Origin of the sequence: Ramlibacter montanisoli, assembly GCF_013087525.1 — a bacterium.
Taxonomy (GTDB): domain Bacteria; phylum Pseudomonadota; class Gammaproteobacteria; order Burkholderiales; family Burkholderiaceae_C; genus Ramlibacter; species Ramlibacter montanisoli.
The window spans coordinates 730,493-747,534 of record NZ_JABFCS010000001.1 but is presented as its reverse complement, the minus strand read 5'-3'; the positions used below and the strand labels follow the sequence as shown (position 1 = coordinate 747,534).

The following is a 17,042-nucleotide window of genomic DNA, read 5'->3' as shown; positions in this document are numbered from 1 at the left end:
ACCGAGGACGTGCGCCTGACCATGGGCGGCGAGCCGACCTTCGTTGGCGGTGCAGGACCGCGACGCCGCGGAATGGAACACCGATGCGCTCGGTCCCACCAAGCGCGGCTTCGCCACCGAGCTGGTGCACAAGCTGCGCGCGGAATACGGCGACGGCGGCTTCCTGCACTTCGGCCAGGGCAAGTGGTATCCCGGCGAGCAGCTGCCGCGCTGGGCGCTTTCGATCTGCTGGCGCGGCGACGGCCAGCCCTGCTGGCGCGACCCGGCCCTCTTCGCCGATGAACGCGTGCCGGCCCGCTACACCACCGAGGACGCGCAGCGCTTCATCCGCACGCTCACCGGCAAGCTGGGACTGACCGACAAGTACATCCAGCCGGCCTACGAGGACCTGTTCTACTTCCTCTGGCGCGAACGCAAGCTGCCGGTGAACGTGGACCCCTTCGACGCGCGGCTGGACGACGAGATGGAACGCGCGCGCCTGCGCCGCGTGTTCGAGCAGAAGCTCGGAACCGTGGTCGGCTTCGCGCTGCCGCTGGCGGTGGCGGAGGACGCGCCCGATGCCCCGCCCGCGCCCGCGCTCGGCGGCCCGGCCTGGCGCACCGGTCCCTGGTTCTTCCGCGACGAGCGCATGTACCTGATCCCGGGCGACTCGCCGATGGGATACCGGCTGCCGCTGGAGAGCCTGCCCTGGGTGAGCAAGGCCGACTATCCCTACCTGGTGGAGCGCGACCCGATGGCGCCCACCGCTCCCCTGCCCGTGTACGACGCCCTGCGCGGGCGCTACCTGCAGGGGCCGGCGGATCCGCGCGGCGAGGCGCAACGGCTGTTCCAGGACGGCGCCCGCCTCGCCCAGGGTGAAGGCGCGGCGCGTGCCGCGGCCGCACGCGGATCCCAGGCCGAACCCGCGGACTTCGCGCGGGCGCCCCAGCGCTTCGAGTCCTCGCACTGGACCACGCGCAGCGCGCTGTGCGTGGAAGTGCGCGACCCGCAGCGCGCCAACGGCCCGAAGGCCGAACGCGAGCACGGCGGCAAGAGCGGCCTGCTCTACGTCTTCATGCCGCCGCTGGCCAGGCTGGAGGACTATCTCGCGCTGCTCTCGGCGATCGAAGCCACCGCCGTGGAAACGCGGGTGAAGCTCGTGCTCGAAGGCTACCCGCCGCCGCGCGACGCGCGCCTGAAGGTGCTGCAGGTCACGCCCGACCCGGGCGTGATCGAGGTGAACATCCACCCGGCGCACGACTGGAAGGAACTGGTGCAGCACACCGAGTTCCTGTACCAGGCCGCGTTCGAGAGCCGGCTCTCGGCCGAGAAGTTCATGACCGACGGCCGCCACACCGGCACCGGCGGCGGCAACCACTTCGTGATGGGCGGCGCCACGCCGGCGGACTCGCCCTTCCTGCGCCGGCCCGAGCTGCTGGCCAGCCTGCTGCTGTACTGGCACAACCACCCCAGCCTCAGCTACCTGTTCAGCGGCATGTTCGTCGGCCCGACCAGCCAGGCGCCCCGCGTGGACGAAGCGCGCAACGACCAGCTGTATGAGCTGGAGATCGCCATGCGCGAGATCGAGCGCAGCCGGCAGGTGTACGGCCAGGGCATGCCGCCGTGGCTGGTGGACCGCACGCTGCGCAACATCCTGGTCGACGTCACCGGCAACACCCACCGCAGCGAGTTCAGCATCGACAAGCTGTACTCGCCCGACAGCGCGACCGGCCGCCTGGGCCTGCTGGAGCTGCGCGGCTTCGAGATGCCGCCGCACGCGCGCATGAGCGTGGTGCAGCAGCTGCTGATCCGCGCCCTGGTCGCCCGCTTCTGGCGCGAGCCCTATCGCGCGCCGGTCACCCGCTGGGGCACCGAACTGCACGACCGCTGGATGCTGCCCACCTTCATCTGGATGGACCTGCAGGACGTGCTGGCCGAGATGCGGCAGGCCGGCTACGGCTTCGACACGGCGTGGTTCGCGCCGCACTTCGAGTTCCGCTTCCCCATGGTGGGCGACCTGCAGGCCATGGGCATGGAGCTCACGCTGCGCAACGCGCTGGAGCCCTGGCACGTGATGGGCGAGGAAGGCGCCACCGGCGGCACCGTGCGCTACGTGGACTCCTCGCTGGAGCGCATCGAGGTCAAGGTCAACGGCCTCAACGAGAGCCGCCACGTGGTCACCGTCAACGGCCGCGCGCTGCCGCTGCAGTCCACCGGCACCATCGGCGAGTACGTCGCCGGCGTGCGCTACAAGGCCTGGGCGCCGCCCTCGGCGCTGCATCCCACCATCGGCATGCATGCGCCGCTGACCTTCGACATCGTCGACACCTGGATGAACCGCTCCATCGCCGGCTGCCAGTACCACGTCGCGCACCCCGGCGGCCGCAACTACGTGACCTTCCCGGTCAACGCGTACGAGGCGGAGAGCCGGCGCCTGGCGCGCTTCTTCCGCATGGGCCACTCGCCCGGGCGGCTGCAGGTGCCGCCGGCAACGGTGGACGTGCCGGGCAGCCGCGAGTTCCCGTTCACGCTGGACCTGCGCCGCACCGCGGCCTGAAGGCCGTGCCGCTGAAGCTGCACATCCTGTCGGACCTGCACCTGAGCCAGGCCGGCTTCGAGCCGCCCGCCACCGACGCGGACCTCGTGGTGCTGGCCGGGGACATCGCGCGGCCGCGCGATGCGGTCGCCTGGGCGAAGGGACTCGGCAAGCCCGTGCTCTACGTGCCCGGCAACCACGAGTTCTACGGCGCCAGCCTCAACGGCACGCGCGCGCTGCGCGCGAGCTGTGCGCGGGCAGCGCCATCCACCTGCTCGATGACGGCGAGCTCCACCTGGAGGGCGTGCGTTTCCTCGGCTCGACCCTGTGGACCGACTTCCGCCTGTTCGGCGAGGGGCCGGAACGCGACGTGGCCGTCGATGCCGCGACCCGTTTCATGCGCGACTTCCAGCGCATCCGGCTGGAGGAGGACGACGATGCGCTGTTCACGCCGCAAGCGTGCGCGGCCCAGTTCCGCCGGCATGCGGACTGGCTGCAGTCCCGCCTCGCGCAGCCGCACGACGGCCCGACGGTGGTGGTCACGCACCATGCGCCCTCGCGACGCAGCATCCATCCGCGCTTCGCGGGGTCGCCGGTCAACCTCTGCTTCGTGTCGGACGCCGACCAGCTGCTGGGGGCGAACGGGTCCAGCTCTGGATCCACGGCCACACGCACGACAGCTTCGACTACGAGGTGGCCGGCACGCGCGTGGTCTGCAACCCGCGCGGCTACGCCCGCGACGGCCGCATCGAGAACGCGCTGTTCGACCCCGGCCTGGTGCTGCAGGTCGGCTGAGGCCGGCCGTGCGCGGGTGGCAACACCCGCATGGACCCGCGGCGCCCCCGATGGGAGAATGGCCGCGAAGTGGACTCCACCAACGAATCGCTGTTCGGCACGCAGGCCGGGGAGACGCCCGCTGCGCTGGCCGCCGCGCTGGCACCGCCTGCCGCCGCCGGCCACTACGACGAGCTGCGCGGCGGCGTGTCGAACCCGCTGCCCGAGGCGCAGGGCACGGTGGTGGGCGCGCATGCCCTGCCCGCGCGGCCCTGGGCCCGCTTCTTCGAGAACCTCGGGCGCGAGGGCTTCGCCGACCTGAACCGGCGCACCACCGACCTGCAGCGGCAGGTGCGCGACAACGGCATCACCTACAACGTCTATGCCGACGCCGGGGTCCGCAGCGACCCTGGGCCCTGGACCTGTTCCCGCTGATCATCCCGGCGGCCAGCTGGCAGAAGATCGAGGCCGGCGTACTGCAGCGCGTGCAGCTGCTGGAGCGCATCCTCGACGACGTCTACGGCCCGCAGAAGCTGCTGGCCGCCAACCTGCTGCCGCCGGCGCTGGTGCAGGGGCACCCGGGCTACCTGCGGCCGATGCACGGCGCGCGTCCGGCCGGCGGGCGGCGCCTGCACATCGCGGCCTTCGACGTGGCGCGCGATCCCGCCGGCGCCTGGTGGATCGTCACGCAGCGCACGCAGGCACCCTCGGGCCTGGGCTACCTGCTGGAGAACCGGCTGATCATCTCGCGCCAGTTCCCCGAAGCCTTCCGCGACCTGAAGGTGCAGCGGCTGGCCGCGACCTACCGCGCGCTGCTCGAAAGCCTGCTGGCCATGTGCCCGGCCGGCGAGGGCGAGCCGCGCATCGTGCTGCTCACGCCCGGCCCCTACAACGAAACCTACTTCGAGCACGCCTACCTCGCGCGCTACCTGGGCATCGCGCTGGTCGAAGGCAGCGACCTCACGGTGCGCGGCGACCGCCTGTTCCTCAAGACGCTCAAGGGCCTGCAGCCGGTGCACGGCGTGCTCAAGCGCCTGGACGACGAGTTCCTCGACCCGCTGGAACTGCGCGCCGATTCGCACCTGGGCGTGCCGGGCCTGCTGCAGGCGATCCGCGCGGGCAACGTGCTGGTCGCCAACTGCCCGGGCTCCGGCTTCCTCGAATCCACCGCCCTGCTCGGCTTCCTGCCCGCGCTCAGCCGCAACCTGCTGGGCGAGGAGCTCAAGCTGCCCGCACTGCCCACGTGGTGGTGCGGCGAACGCGCGGCCATGCTGTCGGTGCTGCCGCAACTGGCCAGCGGCGTGATCAAGACGACGTATTCGGGCGCGGGGGCCGGCGCGGTGCTGGGCAAGAACCTCACGCGCCGGCAGCTCGATGAATGGGCCGGCCGCATCATGCGCGAGCCCGACGAGCACACGGTGCAGGCCTACCTGCCGCTGTCGCAGATGCCCACCTGGAAGAGCGCGCGCACCGGCGACCGCATCCTGCCGCGCTCGCTGCTGCTGCGCGTGTTCGCCGTGTCCGATGGCGCCCAGGGCTGGCGCGTGCTGCCGGGCGGGCTGACGCGCATCGCGTCCGGCGACCTCGAGATCGCGTCCATGCAGCGCGGGGGCAGCAGCGCCGACACCTGGGTGATGACCGAAGGCGAGGTCGATCCCACCAGCCTGCTGCACCACGACCATCCTTCGGTGGACACGCGCCACCGCAGCCGCACGGTGACCAGCCGCGCGGCGGAGAACCTGTTCTGGCTGGGCCGCTACACCGAGCGCACCGAGAACACGGCGCGGCTCGCGCGGCTGGCGATCGAGAGCCTCAATGGCGAGGACCAGTCCTCGCAGCCGCTGATGGCCTGGCTGAGCGAAGTCGCGGTGGCCAGCGGGCTCGTGCTGCCGGCAGTGCCGCCGGCCACGCACACGCGGCGCGTGTTCGAACGCTCGCTGATCGCGGCGCTGGGCGACAGCAAGAAGGCCACCAGCGTCGGCTACAACCTGTGCGCGCTGCGCAATTCCGCCGCCGCGGTGCGCGAGCGCCTGTCGCAGGAGCAGTGGAACCTGATCATGCGCGCCGAGCAGGAGTTCCGCCTCGGCTGCGCCTCCTGCATCGACGAGGCCGACTATTCCTCGGTGGAGGCGCTGCGCGTGCTGGAGGTGCTGTCCGGCCACACCGCCGCCATGACCGGCGCGCAGACCGACCGCATGACGCGCGACGACGGCTGGCGCCTGCTGTCCACGGGGCGCCACCTGGAGCGCCTGGGATTCCTCGCGCAGGCACTGGCCAGCGCCTTCGACACCGGCGCGATCAACGACGAAGGCGGCTTCGAGGCGGTGGTGGCATTGTTCGACAGCACCATCACCTTCCACGCGCAGTACCAGCAGCGCCACGACATCCCCGCCCTGCTCGACCTGCTGGTGCTGGACCGCGACAACCCGCGCTCGCTCGGCTGGGTCGCGCAGACGCTGCGCGGCCGCCTGGCCAAGCTGGCGGGCTCGCCCCGGGCGTGATGCCGGTGATGGCGATGCCGGTGCCGGACCCGGAACGCTGGACGCTCGACGCCCTGTGCGAGCGCGACGCGCAAGGCCGCTACGGCCCGTTGCTGGAACTGCTGCAGCACTGCGTCGATGCATCCTACCGCCTGTCCGACGACCTCACCGCGCGCTATTTCGCGCATTCGCTCGACGAACGCTACAGCGTCGGCGCCTGAAGACTCCCATGCTGCTGCACGTCCTGCACGAGACCGCCTACGACTATGTCCCGCCGGTGCGGACCGCGCAGCACATGGCGCACCTCAAGCCCGCGAACAGGGGCCGCCAGCGCCTCCTGAGCCACCGCCTCACGGTCGATCCGGAGCCGGCGCAGCAGACCGAAGCGGTGGACGTGTACGGCAACACGCGCAGCTTCTTCAGCCTGCAGTTCTCGCACGACACGCTGCGGGTGCTGGCGGAAAGCCTGGTGGAGACGGGCGCCAGCGAAGAGCCCGCGGACAGCCAGCCCTGGCAGGAGGTGACGGAGCGCATGCGCTACCACCGCGGCGCGCAGTACGACCCGGCCAGCGAGTTCATCTTCGCCTCGCCCTACGTGCCGCGCGACGACGCCTTCGTGGCCTACGCGCAACCCAGCTTCCCCGAGGGCCGGCCGGTGGTGGAGGCGGCGCGCGAGCTGATGCAGCGCATCCACGCCGACTTCGAATACGAAACCACCGCCACCGACGTGAACACGCCGGCGCTGGAGGCGTTGGCCCTGCGCAAGGGCGTGTGCCAGGACCTCGCGCACGTGATGCTCGGATGCCTGCGCAGCCTGGGCCTGCCGGCGCGCTACGTGAGCGGCTACCTGCTGACGGAGCCGCCGGCCGGGCAGCCGAGGCTGGTGGGCACCGACGCATCGCATGCCTGGGTCGCGCTCTACCTGCCGGCCAGGGAAGGGCCCGGCCTGTGGGTGGACTTCGACCCGACCAACGACCGGACCGCGGGCGAGGACTACGTCACGCTCGCCATCGGCCGCGACTACTCGGACGTCTCGCCCATGCGCGGCGTGATCCATGGCGGCGCCAGCCATTCGCTGCGCGTGGCGGTCACCGTCACGCCGGCAGAGGCCGCGGCCCCGGAGGAGCCGGCCGCTCCCTAGAATGCCTGCATACCAAGGAGCAGCCATGAGCGTCTACGACAAGCTGAAGGAACTGAACATCACGCTGCCGCCGGTGGCCACGCCCGCTGCCGCCTACGTGCCTTTCGTGCGCACCGGCAACCTCGTGTTCATCTCCGGCCACATCGCCAAGCGGGAAGGCAAGGCCTGGGTCGGCCAGCTGGGCAAGACCATGCAGACCGAGGAAGGCAAGCAGGCCGCGCGCGCCATCGCCGTCGACCTGATGGGCACGCTGCACGCGGCGGTGGGCGACCTGAACAAGGTCAAGCGCATCGTGAAGGTCATGAGCCTGGTGAACTCCACGCCGGACTTCACCGAACAGCACCTGGTCACCAACGGCGCCAGCGAGCTGTTCGGCCAGGTCTTCGGCGACAAGGGCGCGCACGCACGCAGCGCCTTCGGCGTCGCGCAGATCCCCATGGGCGCCTGCGTGGAGATCGAGCTCATCGCCGAGGTCGGCTGACGCCGCTTCAGCCGGGCGCGGGCGACATCCAGGCCGGTGGCGCCTCGACGGCGCCGGCGCGCGCGGGCCGCGGCAGCACCAGCACGTCGGCGCGGGCGGAGGCCAGCACCCGCTGCGTGACGCTTCCCAGGAAGAAGTCCGCCAGCAGCCCGCGCGTGCGCTTGCCGATCACCAGCAGGTCCGCGCGCATCGCGGCCTCGCGCGCGAGCGCCAGGCGCGCGGCATCGCCGAAGCCCACCATCGTGCGCACGCCGCGCGGCTGTCCGGCCTGCGCGATCAGGCCGTGCAGCGCGGCACGCGCCTCGTCGGCGGCCCGCTGGCGCTGGCGGCGCACCACCCACTCGGGGACTTCGCAGGCGCGCATGCCGATCTCGTCGCCGGGCTGCAGCGCATGCAGCACCTCCAGCCCGTCGCGCGCGAGCCGCGCCGCCGCGGCGATCATGGGCCGCGCCGCGGGAACCAGCTCCACCGGCACCAGCACGCGCCGGTAGCCGGCGGTCGCGGGCTTCTTCACCACCAGCACCGGGACGCGGCACAGGCGGATCAGCTGCTCGGCCTGCGTGCCGACGACCATGGCGCGCAGCGGATTGCCGCGGCGCGGGCCGATCACCAGCAGCGCCGCATCGCGCGCGGCGCGCACGGTCTGCTCCAGCACCTTGCCGGCGACCGTGTCGAGCTGCGGCGTGACGCCGGTGCGCTCGCCGATCTCCAGCACCAGCCGGCGCAGCGTCGCATCGGCCTCCGCGTGGACGCCTTCCCGCACGTGCAGCAGCCGCAGCGGCGCGCCCAGGTCGCGCGCGACCAGTGCCGCGCGCCATGCGGCATTGGTGGACGGACCGAAGCCGTCGACCGGGACCAGCACCTCGCCGAGGGGATGCGTGTTCATGCGCGTCCTCCCACCTTGGTTTCGGGGCGCCCGAGCACCGCGAGGATGCGCGCGCTGCCTTGCTCGCCACCGGGCGTGCGCCAGCGCGCCACCGAGCCCACGTGCAGCCCGAGCAGCGCGGCGCCCACCGGCGACAGCACCGACACCAGCCCCTCGGCCGGCCGGGCCTCCTGCGGCCAGCACAAGGTCAGCTGGTAGGAACGGCCGGACGGGTCCTCCAGCAGCACGTGCGTGTGCAGCGTGACCAGGGTGGCGGGCACTTCGGGCAGCGACACCAGGTCGCTCTGGTCCAGCATGTCCTGCAGGGCTTCGGCGCCCGCATGCGGCTGCTGCTGCGAAACGAACCGGGTGAGCTGCAGGTAGTCCTGCAGGGTGAGCGTGCGCTCGACGGGGGTGCTGACTTGCACGGATGTCTCCTTCGCGGCGAAAGGGCACGCGCCCCGGGTGCGGGGGCGTGCGAGGGGCGCTTGGGAGGCCCGGCGATTCGGCTTGCGCTAGCGGGAGAAAGGAGGAATCGCCGGGCTCAGGAAAGTGCGTGCGACTGCGGCCGCTGGGCCGCCGTCGCCGCCATCCGGGCGGGCGTTCGCGCGCACCCGGGCAGCGCGCGGATGGCGCGTGCGAACGAGGTGTGGCGCTGGAAGTTCATGCCGCCGAGTTTAGGCCATGCGTGCCGCGCCCGGGCGAATGCCCCCGCGGTCCTTGCCAGATTGCGCGCGCCCGGCGCGCGCAATCAGTCCGCGCTGGCCCTCTGCTGGCGGTCGATCTGCGACAGCACTTCGCGCGTGACCGGCGACCACACGCCCCAGTCGTGGCCCCCACCGCGCACCAGCACCTGGTCCGGCGGCAGCACGGCGGCCAGCAAGGGCATCGCGTTGCGGAACTGGTCCCTGCGGCCATAGGCGAGCCACACGTTGCTGGCCGCTTCGGGACGGCGCGACCAGCTTTGAACGTGGCGCCACAACTCCTCCTGGAAGTTGCTGCGCTTCACGGCTGCGGGCTTCGAGGGCGGCTCCCACGAAGCGATGCCTCCGGCAGCGCGGATCCTGGCCAGCATGGGTTCGTCCCCGAGGTAAGGCGCGAGCAGCACCATGCCCGTGACCTCGCCCGGATAGGCGCGCTGGTACATGATGGAACCCATGCCGCCGAGCGATGCACCCACCAGCCAGATCTGCGCGTAGCCGCGCCGCCGCGCCGGCGCGATGACCTCCCGGTGCAATCGCTGCTCGGCGACGCCTTCCAGGTAGTAAGGCAGCGCGAGCCCCGTGAGCACCACGTCGGCATCCGGCCACGCGGACTGCACTGCCTGCACGATGCCGCTTTCACGCAGGCCCTGGATGTCGTCGGCGCGGCCGGGCAGCACCACCACCATGCGCGTGGCCGCTTGCGGCGCGGCGACGAAGGCCGTGGGCACCGCCTGCGAGGGATCGCTGCGCGGGAAGCATCCCGCCAGCAGGCCTGCAGCCAGCAACAGGGGCGACCACCTCGAAAACCGCATGCGAAAGCTCCGTGTTCCGGCACGGCCGGGGCGGGCTGATCTTAAGGAAATCGCGCAGTTCCGGGGGCGGGTGGCTACTCGTCGAGCAGGCCGCCGCGGTAGAAGCTGTAGGCCGTGCCATCGTGCAGGTAGAAGAAGCCGTCGGCGCAGCCGTCCTTGCCGGGGAAGAATTCCCGGTAGCGCCTGGGCACCAGCCGCTCCAGCTCCTCGTCCGACAGCTCGTCGAACTCCTGCGGCGTGATCGGCTGGCCCGCGCGCAGCTTGCGGCGTTCCATCACTCGACGCGGGTCACCGCCAGCGGCTTGAAGCCGAGGTCCGCGACCTTGCCCTTGCGCCCGCGCGCCCCCTTGGCGTTGTTCAGAGAACGGATCTCCAGGACTTCCTCGCGGTCCTTGTCGCCCCGGCCCAGGCCGGTGATCTTCACCGAGCGCGTGTAGGCGGCGGCACCCGCCAGTTCCTCCTTGGGCTCCAGGTCCATCAGCATCAGGCCGCGGCCGCCGTTGGCCATGGGCTTGAGCTCCTTGATCTCGAAGGTCAGGATGCGCTTGCCGGTGGACGCGCAGCACACGTGCGTCGCGAAGCCGCCGGGGCCGCCGCTGGCCGCCGCCCCATCGGCCGGGGGCACGCCCACCAGCGAGGGCCGGCACACCGTCTCGCCCGCGCCCAGCGAGAGGAAGGACTTGCCGCCCTTCTGCCGCGACGTGAGGTTCTCCACCGTGGCGACGAAGCCGTAGCCGCCCGAGTTGGACAGCAGCAGCCACACGTTGCCGGCGCCCGCGAAGTAGTGCACCAGCTGCGTGCCGGCCTCCAGTTCGACGAAGGTGGTGAGCGGCTGGCCGTCGCCGCGCGCGCCCGGCAGGATGGACACCGGCACCGTGTACACGCGCCCGTTGCTGCCGAAAGCCAGCAGCGTGTCGACCGTGCGGCATTCGAAGGTGCCGTACAGGCCGTCGCCGGCCTTGAAGGCGAAGGTGGATGCGTCGTGGCCGTGGCCCTGGCGCGCGCGCACCCAGCCCTTCTGCGACACCACCACCGTCACCGGCTCGTCGACCACCTTCACTTCCGCGACGGCCTTCTTCTCCGCCTGGATCAGCGTGCGGCGCGGATCGCCGAACTGCTTGGTGTCGGCCTCGATCTCCTTGATCATCAGGCGGCGCAGCGCCGCGGGCGAACCGAGGATCTCCTCCAGCTTCGCCTGCTCGCCGCGCAGTTCCTTCAGTTCCTGCTCGATCTTGATGGCTTCCAGCCGCGCGAGCTGGCGCAGCCGGATTTCCAGGATGTCCTCGGCCTGCCGCTCGGACAGGCGGAAGCGCGCCATCAGCGCCTGCCTGGGCTCGTCGGCCGCGCGGATGATCGCGATCACCTCGTCGATGTTCAGCAGCACCAGCTGCCGGCCCTCGAGGATGTGGATGCGGTCCAGCACCTTTTCCAGGCGGTGCCGCGAGCGTCGCTCGATCGTGCGCTGGCGGAACTCGATCCACTCCACCAGCATCTGGCGCAGCGACTTCTGGGTCGGCTTGCCGTCCAGCCCCACCATGGTGAGGTTCACCGGCGCCGAGGTCTCCAGGCTGGTGTGCGCCAGCAGCGTCGTGGTCAGTTCGTTCTGCGCTATGCGGCTGGTCTTGGGCTCGAACACCAGGCGCACGGCGGCGTCCTTGCTCGATTCGTCGCGCACGGCGTCCAGCACCGACAGCACGGACTGCTTCAGCTGCACCTGGTCCTGCGACAGCGCCTTCTTGCCGGCCTTCACCTTGGGGTTGGTGAGTTCCTCGATCTCCTCCAGCACCTTCTGCGAGCTCACGCCCGGCGGCAGCTCGGTCACCACCAGCTGCCACTGGCCGCGCGCCAGCTCCTCGATCTTCCAGCGCGCGCACCTTCAGGGATCCGCGGCCGGTGCCATAGGCATCGGCGATGTCCTGCGCGCTGCTGATCACCTGCCCGCCGCCCGGGTAGTCCGGCCCGGGAATGAGGGCGAACAGGTCCTCGTCGGACAGCTTGGGGTTCTTCACCAGCGCCACGCAGGCCTCGGCCACCTCGCGCAGGTTGTGCGAGGGGATCTCGGTGGCCAGGCCGACGGCGATGCCGCTGGCGCCATTGAGCAGCGTGAAGGGCAGGCGCGCGGGCAGCACCACCGGCTCCTGCGTGCTGCCGTCGTAGTTGAGGACGAATTCGACCGTGCCCTCGTCGATCTCGTCGAGCAGCAGGTTGGAGATGCGCGCCAGCCGCGCTTCCGTGTAGCGCATGGCCGCGGCGCCGTCGCCGTCGCGGCTGCCGAAGTTGCCCTGGCCGTCGATCAGCGGATAGCGTTGCGCGAAGTCCTGCGCCATGCGCACCAGCGCGTCGTACGCCGCCTGGTCGCCGTGCGGGTGGAAGCGGCCCAGCACGTCGCCGACCACGCGCGCGCTCTTGACCGGCTTGGCGCCGGAGCCGCCGCCGAAGGCCAGCCCCATGCGGTACATCGAGTACAGGATGCGCCGCTGCACCGGCTTCTGGCCGTCGGCCACGTCGGGCAGCGCCCGGCCCTTGACGACGCTGAGCGCGTATTCGAGGTAGGCACGCTGCGCGTAGGTGGCGAGGTCCAGGCCGCTGTCGTCGTCGCCGCCGCTGCCGAATGTGATGAGTTCCTGCTCCATGCTCTTCTTCTGGTGATCAGATCAAGTCGACTGTCAGTTCTTCCTGCGGCACCGTCGCGATGCGCCGCTCCGAGGCCATCCTCAGCTCCTGGTCCATCCGCGAATTCAGGCGGTTCAGCAGCAGCTTGGGCGGGATCTCCTCCGTCGGCACGCCCGACAGCACGATGCGAAAGCGCAGGTACTCGGCCTTCACCGCGGCCAGCGGCTCCTTGAGCCCCGCCGAGAGGATACGCGTTGCCACGCTGGCGGCCGCCTGGGCGGGGGCCGTGCCTTCGGCCAGCACGCCGATGCGGGCGTGGGTCAGGCGCGCCGCCACGTCGCCGTCGCGCAGCAGCGCGTCGCGCACGCGGCTGGCCGCCGCCAGCACCGCGGACTCCGCCGCCTCCGGCCCGAACTCCGCGGCCAGCGCCGGGAGGTTCTCGATGTGCACGACCATCACCGTGCTCGGGTGGCCATAGCGGCGCACCAGGTGGCGCGCCGCGATGATGCGCTCGGCCAGCACCAGCGGCGTGGCCAGGCCGGTGAGCGGGTCCACCCTGTTGCGGGCATGGACGCGCGCGCGCGTCTCGCCGAAGATGCGCCCGCGCCAGCCGGTGCCCAGGTAGGTGCAGGCCGACCAGACCGTGAGCAACGCCGCATAGAGGACCGCGTCCTCGATCGAATGCGGCGACGCGTCGAAGGCGACCACGCCGCTGGCCAGCACCAGCGCCGCGTAGCCGGGCACCAGCCACCACACCCAGGGCTGGCTCTGGCGCCAGGCCCGCAGCAGCAGCAGGAACACCACGGCCGCCCACACCACCATGCCGGCGGCCAGCGCCCACAAGGTGTACGCCGCCGCCACCGCCAGTGCGGGCAGCACGCCGGCGCTCACCGCCAGCAGCCAGCGCCGCGCCTGGCGCAGCGAGCCCGCGTGGCTCATGAGGTCCAGCAGCTGCAGGCCGGCCAGCGCCGGCACCAGCAGCAGCACGGCGGCCGGCAGCAGCGGATGCTGGCCGATCAGCGACTGCACCGCCACCACCGACATCAGCGTGGCGGCGCCGTGCAGCAGCAGCGCGCGCTCGCGGTAGACGTTGGCCTTGATCACGCAGAAGAAGACCAGCAGAACCTGCGCGCCCACGAAGGCGCCCAGCCAGAGCTGCGCCGGATCGATCGGGTCCGTCATGCGCGCGAGGGGACGGGGCGGCAGCGGCCGCCTGCGGGCGAGTCGCTCATGCCTTCAGTAGTCCAGGACGGCCTGCGGCTCCTCGGGCGCGAGGATGGGCACCGGCGCGGGCGACAGGCCCGCGGGCATGTTGCGGCGGGCGACCGTCACGGAGGGCGGCGCCGGCAGTTGCATCTGCACGCGCACGGGCGGCTTGGCGGCCGCGGCCGCCATGGCCGGCGGCTTCAACATGCCATAGAGCTGCATGACCGTCTTCACGTAGTTCTGGGTCTCGCGGTAATTGGGGATGCGGTTGCCCGCGCGCTGCACGGCGCCCTCGCCCGCGTTGTAGGCGGCCAGGGCGAGGTCCAGCTGGCCGGGGTAGCGCCGGATCAGGTCGCGCAGGTAGCGGGTGCCGGTGCGCACGTTGGTCCGGGGTCGGTCAGCTTCAGCGCGATCGGCGCCTTGCGGTCCGCGTTCACGCCGTAGCGCTGCGCGGTGGCCGGCATGATCTGCATCAGGCCGACGGCGCCCTTGGGCGACACGGCCTGCGGGTCGAAGCCGGATTCGGTGGCGATCAGCGCCTGCAGCAATTCGAGGTCCACGCCGTGCTCTTGCGAGGCTTCGCGCAGGTGGTGCTTGACCTGCTTGTACTTCGGCGAGATGTCGAAGTAGGCGTGCAGCTTGGTCAGGGAGCGGGTCGGCACGGCCACCGAGCGCGGCGTCTGCACGCCACTGGCCGTGTCGAAGCTCTCGCCACCGCGGAAGAACAGCTCGTAGCGCTCGTCGAGCTTTTCGGCGGCGAAGTGCGCCACGCCCTTTTCATCGACGTAGCCCCAGACCTCCGCGCGCGCGGGTGCCAGCCAGGTGGTGGCGACCACCGCGGCCAGCAGGGCCAGGGCCCGCCGGGCGTTCATCCCGCCAGCTCCATCGCCGTCTTGCGGCGCCGGGCGTACTCGTCCTGCAGCATGGACATGACGACCAGCGAGTCGTAGCCGTCCTCCACCTTGACCGCCTCGCGCAGCTTGCCCTCGAACACGAAGCCTTCGCTGACGTACAGCGCCTGCGCGCGGGTGTTGCGCTTCTTGATGTCCAGCCAGAAACGGTGGGCGCCGAGGTCGTCGAAGGCGATCTTCTTGACCACGCGCAGCGCCGCGCGGCCCACGCCCTGGTGCTTGTTCTGCACCACCATGCGCTTGAGTTCGATCGACTGGTGCTGGTTGCGGCAGCCGATCAGGATCAGGAAGCCGCCGCGCTCCAGCTCGGGGCCGGCCTCGATGATGAAGTGGCGGAAGTCCGGGAAGCGGATGGCCGCCTCGTGCTGGATCTTCTCCCAGGGCGTGATGTAGGGCAGGTTCTCCGGGTCGCGCTCCAGCGAGAGCACGTAGTCCAGGTCGCTCTGCATGGTGGGGCGCAGGCGCACGCGCATCGGCTGGAGGGAGGAAGCGGCTGCGGCGTTCATCATGCGGTGCGTCTCAGATGTCGATTTCCACGGCATCGCCGTGCAGTTCCATCAGCTCGCGGCGGGCGGCGGCTTCGCCCTTGCCCATGAGCTTGGTGATCAGATTCTCGGTCCCGGTGAAGTCGAATTTGCCCAGCTGGACGGGCAGGAGGCGCCGGGTGTCGGGATTGAGCGTGGTTTCCCACAATTGTTCCGCGCTCATCTCGCCCAGGCCCTTGAAGCGGCTGATGGTCCAGGAGCCTTCCTTGACGCCTTCCTTGCGCAGCTTGTCCAGGATGGCGGTGAGTTCACCTTCGTCCAGGGCATAGAGCTTGGAGGCCGGCTTCTTGCCGCGCGCCGGCGCGTCCACGCGGAACAGCGGCGGCCGCGCGACGTACACGTTGCCCGAGTCGATCAGCTTGGGGAAGTGGCGGAAGAACAGCGTGAGCAGCAGCACCTGGATGTGCGAGCCGTCCACGTCGGCGTCCGACAGGATGCAGATCTTGCCGTAGCGCAGGCCGGAGAGGTCCACCGTGTCGTTCGGGCCGTGCGGGTCGACGCCGATCGCCACCGCGATGTCGTGGATCTCGGTGTTGGCGAACAGCCGATCGCGTTCGACCTCCCAGGTGTTCAGGACCTTGCCGCGCAGCGGCAGGATGGCCTGGCATTCCTTGTCGCGGCCCATCTTGGCACTGCCGCCGGCGGAGTCGCCCTCGACCAGGAAGATCTCGTTGTGCGAGAGCTCCTTGCTCTCGCAGTCGGTCAGCTTGCCGGGCAGCACGGCGACGCCCGAGCCCTTGCGCTTTTCCACCTTCTGGCCGGCCTTCTGGCGCGATTGCGCGGCCTTGATCGCCAGCTCGGCCAGCTTCTTGCCGTACTCGACGTGCTGGTTCAGCCAGAGCTCCAGCGCCGGCCGCACGAAGCTGGAGACCAGCCGCACCGCGTCGCGCGAATTCAGCCGCTCCTTGATCTGGCCCTGGAACTGCGGATCGAGCACCTTGGCCGAGAGCACGTAGGAAGCGCGGGCGAACACGTCTTCCGGCAGCAACTTCACGCCCTTGGGCTGCAGGTTGTGCAGCTCGATGAAGCTCTTGACGGCGTTGAACAGGCCGTCGCGCAGGCCGCTGTCGTGGGTGCCGCCGGCGGTGGTGGGAATCAGGTTGACGTAGCTCTCGCGCACCGGGTTGCCGTCCTCGGTGAAGGCCACGCACCAGGTCGCGCCCTCGCCCTCGGCGAAGTTCTCGTTGCTGTCCGCGTAGCCCTCTCCCTCGAACAGCGGGATCACGGGGTCCGCCGGCAGGGTCTGCATCAGGTAGTCGCGAAGGCCGCCCTTGTACTGCCAGGTCTGGGTGTCCTTCTTCTTCTCGTCGGTCAGCTGCACGGTCACGCCGGGCATCAGCACCGCCTTGCTGCGCAGCAGGTGGGCCAGTTCGGCCATCGGCACCGCGATGCTGTCGAAATACTTCGGGTCCGGCCACACGCGCACCGTGGTGCCCTGCTTGCGGTCGTCCGCGCCGGCCTTGCGCTTCTTCAGCTTCTCGGTGACGTCGCCGCCGGAGAAGGTGATGGTGGCGGCCTCGCCGTCGCGGTAGCTGGTGGCTTCCAGCCGGCGCGCCAGCGCGTTGGTGACCGAGACGCCGACGCCGTGCAGGCCGCCGGAGAAGCTGTAGGCGCCGCCCTTGCCCTTGTCGAACTTGCCGCCCGCGTGCAGCCGGGTGAACACCAGCTCGATCACCGGCGCCTTTTCCTCCGGGTGCAGGCCGAAGGGGATGCCGCGGCCGTCGTCCTCCACGCTGACCGAGCCGTCGGCATGCATGGTCACGCGGATGCGCTTGCCGTGGCCGGCCAGCGCTTCGTCGGCGGCGTTGTCCACGACTTCCTGCAGCACGTGCAGGGGGTTGTCGGTGCGCGTGTACATGCCGGGCCGCTGCTTGACGGGCTCCAGGCCCTTGAGCACGCGGATCGAACCTTCGGAGTACTCGTTCGGTTTGGTCGCCATAGAGGGTGGGGATTGTAGTCGGCGCCGCGCCGGCCACTGGATGAATGTACAGCCAA

The 17,042-nt window shown here is 70.9% G+C and carries 11 protein-coding genes and 3 pseudogenes; 4 read left to right on the top strand and 10 right to left on the bottom strand.

The window, feature by feature from the left end:
• The first annotated feature begins 49 nt into the window (after nt 1-49).
• Nucleotides 50-2,536 carry a transglutaminase family protein gene (locus HK415_RS03925; RefSeq protein ID WP_444965409.1) on the top strand — a complete coding sequence of 829 codons (2,487 nt, stop codon included), beginning with the start codon at nt 50-52 and terminating at the stop codon, nt 2,534-2,536.
• A 184-nt stretch (nt 2,537-2,720) separates the two neighbouring features.
• On the opposite strand, the gene HK415_RS26130 is transcribed toward HK415_RS03925, so the two are convergent.
• Nucleotides 2,721-3,065, bottom strand: coding sequence for a hypothetical protein (locus HK415_RS26130; protein ID WP_309246567.1), 345 nt, complete (start codon nt 3,063-3,065; stop codon nt 2,721-2,723).
• 275 nt (nt 3,066-3,340) lie between these two features.
• On the opposite strand from HK415_RS26130, the pseudogene HK415_RS03915 reads away from it, so the two are divergent.
• The 3 genes and pseudogenes from HK415_RS03915 to HK415_RS03905 all read left to right on the top strand — a co-directional run bounded on the left by HK415_RS03915 (nt 3,341) and on the right by HK415_RS03905 (nt 7,391).
• Nucleotides 3,341-5,990: pseudogene (locus tag HK415_RS03915) on the top strand (circularly permuted type 2 ATP-grasp protein).
• An 8-nt stretch (nt 5,991-5,998) separates the two neighbouring features.
• Complete coding sequence (locus HK415_RS03910) at nt 5,999-6,910, top strand: transglutaminase family protein (protein ID WP_171556850.1); 912 nt, start codon at nt 5,999-6,001, stop codon at nt 6,908-6,910.
• Between the two features lie 25 nt (nt 6,911-6,935).
• Nucleotides 6,936-7,391: a RidA family protein gene (locus HK415_RS03905; RefSeq protein ID WP_171556849.1), complete on the top strand. Its 456-nt coding sequence runs from the start codon at nt 6,936-6,938 to the stop codon at nt 7,389-7,391.
• A 7-nt stretch (nt 7,392-7,398) separates the two neighbouring features.
• Here HK415_RS03905 and HK415_RS03900 read toward each other — a convergent pair whose 3' ends face one another.
• The 9 genes and pseudogenes from HK415_RS03900 to HK415_RS03860 all read right to left on the bottom strand — a co-directional run bounded on the left by HK415_RS03900 (nt 7,399) and on the right by HK415_RS03860 (nt 16,986).
• Nucleotides 7,399-8,277 carry a universal stress protein gene (locus HK415_RS03900; protein WP_171556848.1) on the bottom strand — a complete coding sequence of 293 codons (879 nt, stop codon included), beginning with the start codon at nt 8,275-8,277 and terminating at the stop codon, nt 7,399-7,401.
• On the bottom strand, nt 8,274-8,684 hold the full coding sequence (locus HK415_RS03895; protein WP_309246566.1) for a GreA/GreB family elongation factor: 411 nt from the start codon (nt 8,682-8,684) through the stop codon (nt 8,274-8,276). The genes HK415_RS03900 and HK415_RS03895 overlap by 4 nt, the downstream gene beginning before the upstream one ends.
• A gap of 323 nt (nt 8,685-9,007) precedes the next feature.
• Nucleotides 9,008-9,772, bottom strand: a complete 765-nt coding sequence (locus HK415_RS03890) for an alpha/beta fold hydrolase domain-containing protein (RefSeq protein WP_171556847.1) — start codon at nt 9,770-9,772, stop codon at nt 9,008-9,010.
• Between the two features lie 74 nt (nt 9,773-9,846).
• A complete protein-coding gene (locus HK415_RS03885; protein WP_171556846.1) occupies nt 9,847-10,047 on the bottom strand; it encodes a hypothetical protein in 201 nt (66 codons plus the stop codon).
• Nucleotides 10,047-12,405: pseudogene (parC, locus tag HK415_RS03880) on the bottom strand (DNA topoisomerase IV subunit A). The gene HK415_RS03885 and the pseudogene parC overlap by 1 nt, the downstream one beginning before the upstream one ends.
• Nucleotides 12,406-12,421: 16 nt before the next feature.
• Nucleotides 12,422-13,567, bottom strand: a complete 1,146-nt coding sequence (locus HK415_RS03875; protein WP_171556845.1) for a diguanylate cyclase domain-containing protein — start codon at nt 13,565-13,567, stop codon at nt 12,422-12,424.
• Nucleotides 13,568-13,621: 54 nt separating this feature from the next.
• Nucleotides 13,622-14,463 (bottom strand): annotated as a pseudogene (locus tag HK415_RS03870) (lytic transglycosylase domain-containing protein).
• On the bottom strand, nt 14,460-15,011 hold the full coding sequence (locus HK415_RS03865; RefSeq protein WP_253261756.1) for a GNAT family N-acetyltransferase: 552 nt from the start codon (nt 15,009-15,011) through the stop codon (nt 14,460-14,462). The pseudogene HK415_RS03870 and the gene HK415_RS03865 overlap by 4 nt, the downstream one beginning before the upstream one ends.
• A gap of 10 nt (nt 15,012-15,021) precedes the next feature.
• On the bottom strand, nt 15,022-16,986 hold the full coding sequence (locus HK415_RS03860; RefSeq protein ID WP_171556844.1) for a DNA topoisomerase IV subunit B: 1,965 nt from the start codon (nt 16,984-16,986) through the stop codon (nt 15,022-15,024).
• Nucleotides 16,987-17,042: the final 56 nt, after the last annotated feature.

Excerpts from the sequence above, each read along its gene's own strand:
- HK415_RS03865 (WP_253261756.1), bottom strand. The coding sequence starts at position 15,011 with ATGATGAACGCCGCAGCCGCTTCCTCCCTCCAGCCGATGCGCGTGCGC.
- HK415_RS03885 (WP_171556846.1), bottom strand. The coding sequence starts at position 10,047 with ATGGAACGCCGCAAGCTGCGCGCGGGCCAGCCGATCACGCCGCAGGAG.
- HK415_RS03875 (WP_171556845.1), bottom strand. The coding sequence starts at position 13,567 with ATGACGGACCCGATCGATCCGGCGCAGCTCTGGCTGGGCGCCTTCGTG.
- HK415_RS03910 (WP_171556850.1), top strand. The coding sequence starts at position 5,999 with ATGCTGCTGCACGTCCTGCACGAGACCGCCTACGACTATGTCCCGCCG.
- HK415_RS03860 (WP_171556844.1), bottom strand. The coding sequence starts at position 16,986 with ATGGCGACCAAACCGAACGAGTACTCCGAAGGTTCGATCCGCGTGCTC.
- HK415_RS03890 (WP_171556847.1), bottom strand. The coding sequence starts at position 9,772 with ATGCGGTTTTCGAGGTGGTCGCCCCTGTTGCTGGCTGCAGGCCTGCTG.
- HK415_RS03900 (WP_171556848.1), bottom strand. The coding sequence starts at position 8,277 with ATGAACACGCATCCCCTCGGCGAGGTGCTGGTCCCGGTCGACGGCTTC.
- HK415_RS26130 (WP_309246567.1), bottom strand. The coding sequence starts at position 3,065 with ATGGTGCGTGACCACCACCGTCGGGCCGTCGTGCGGCTGCGCGAGGCG.
- HK415_RS03905 (WP_171556849.1), top strand. The coding sequence starts at position 6,936 with ATGAGCGTCTACGACAAGCTGAAGGAACTGAACATCACGCTGCCGCCG.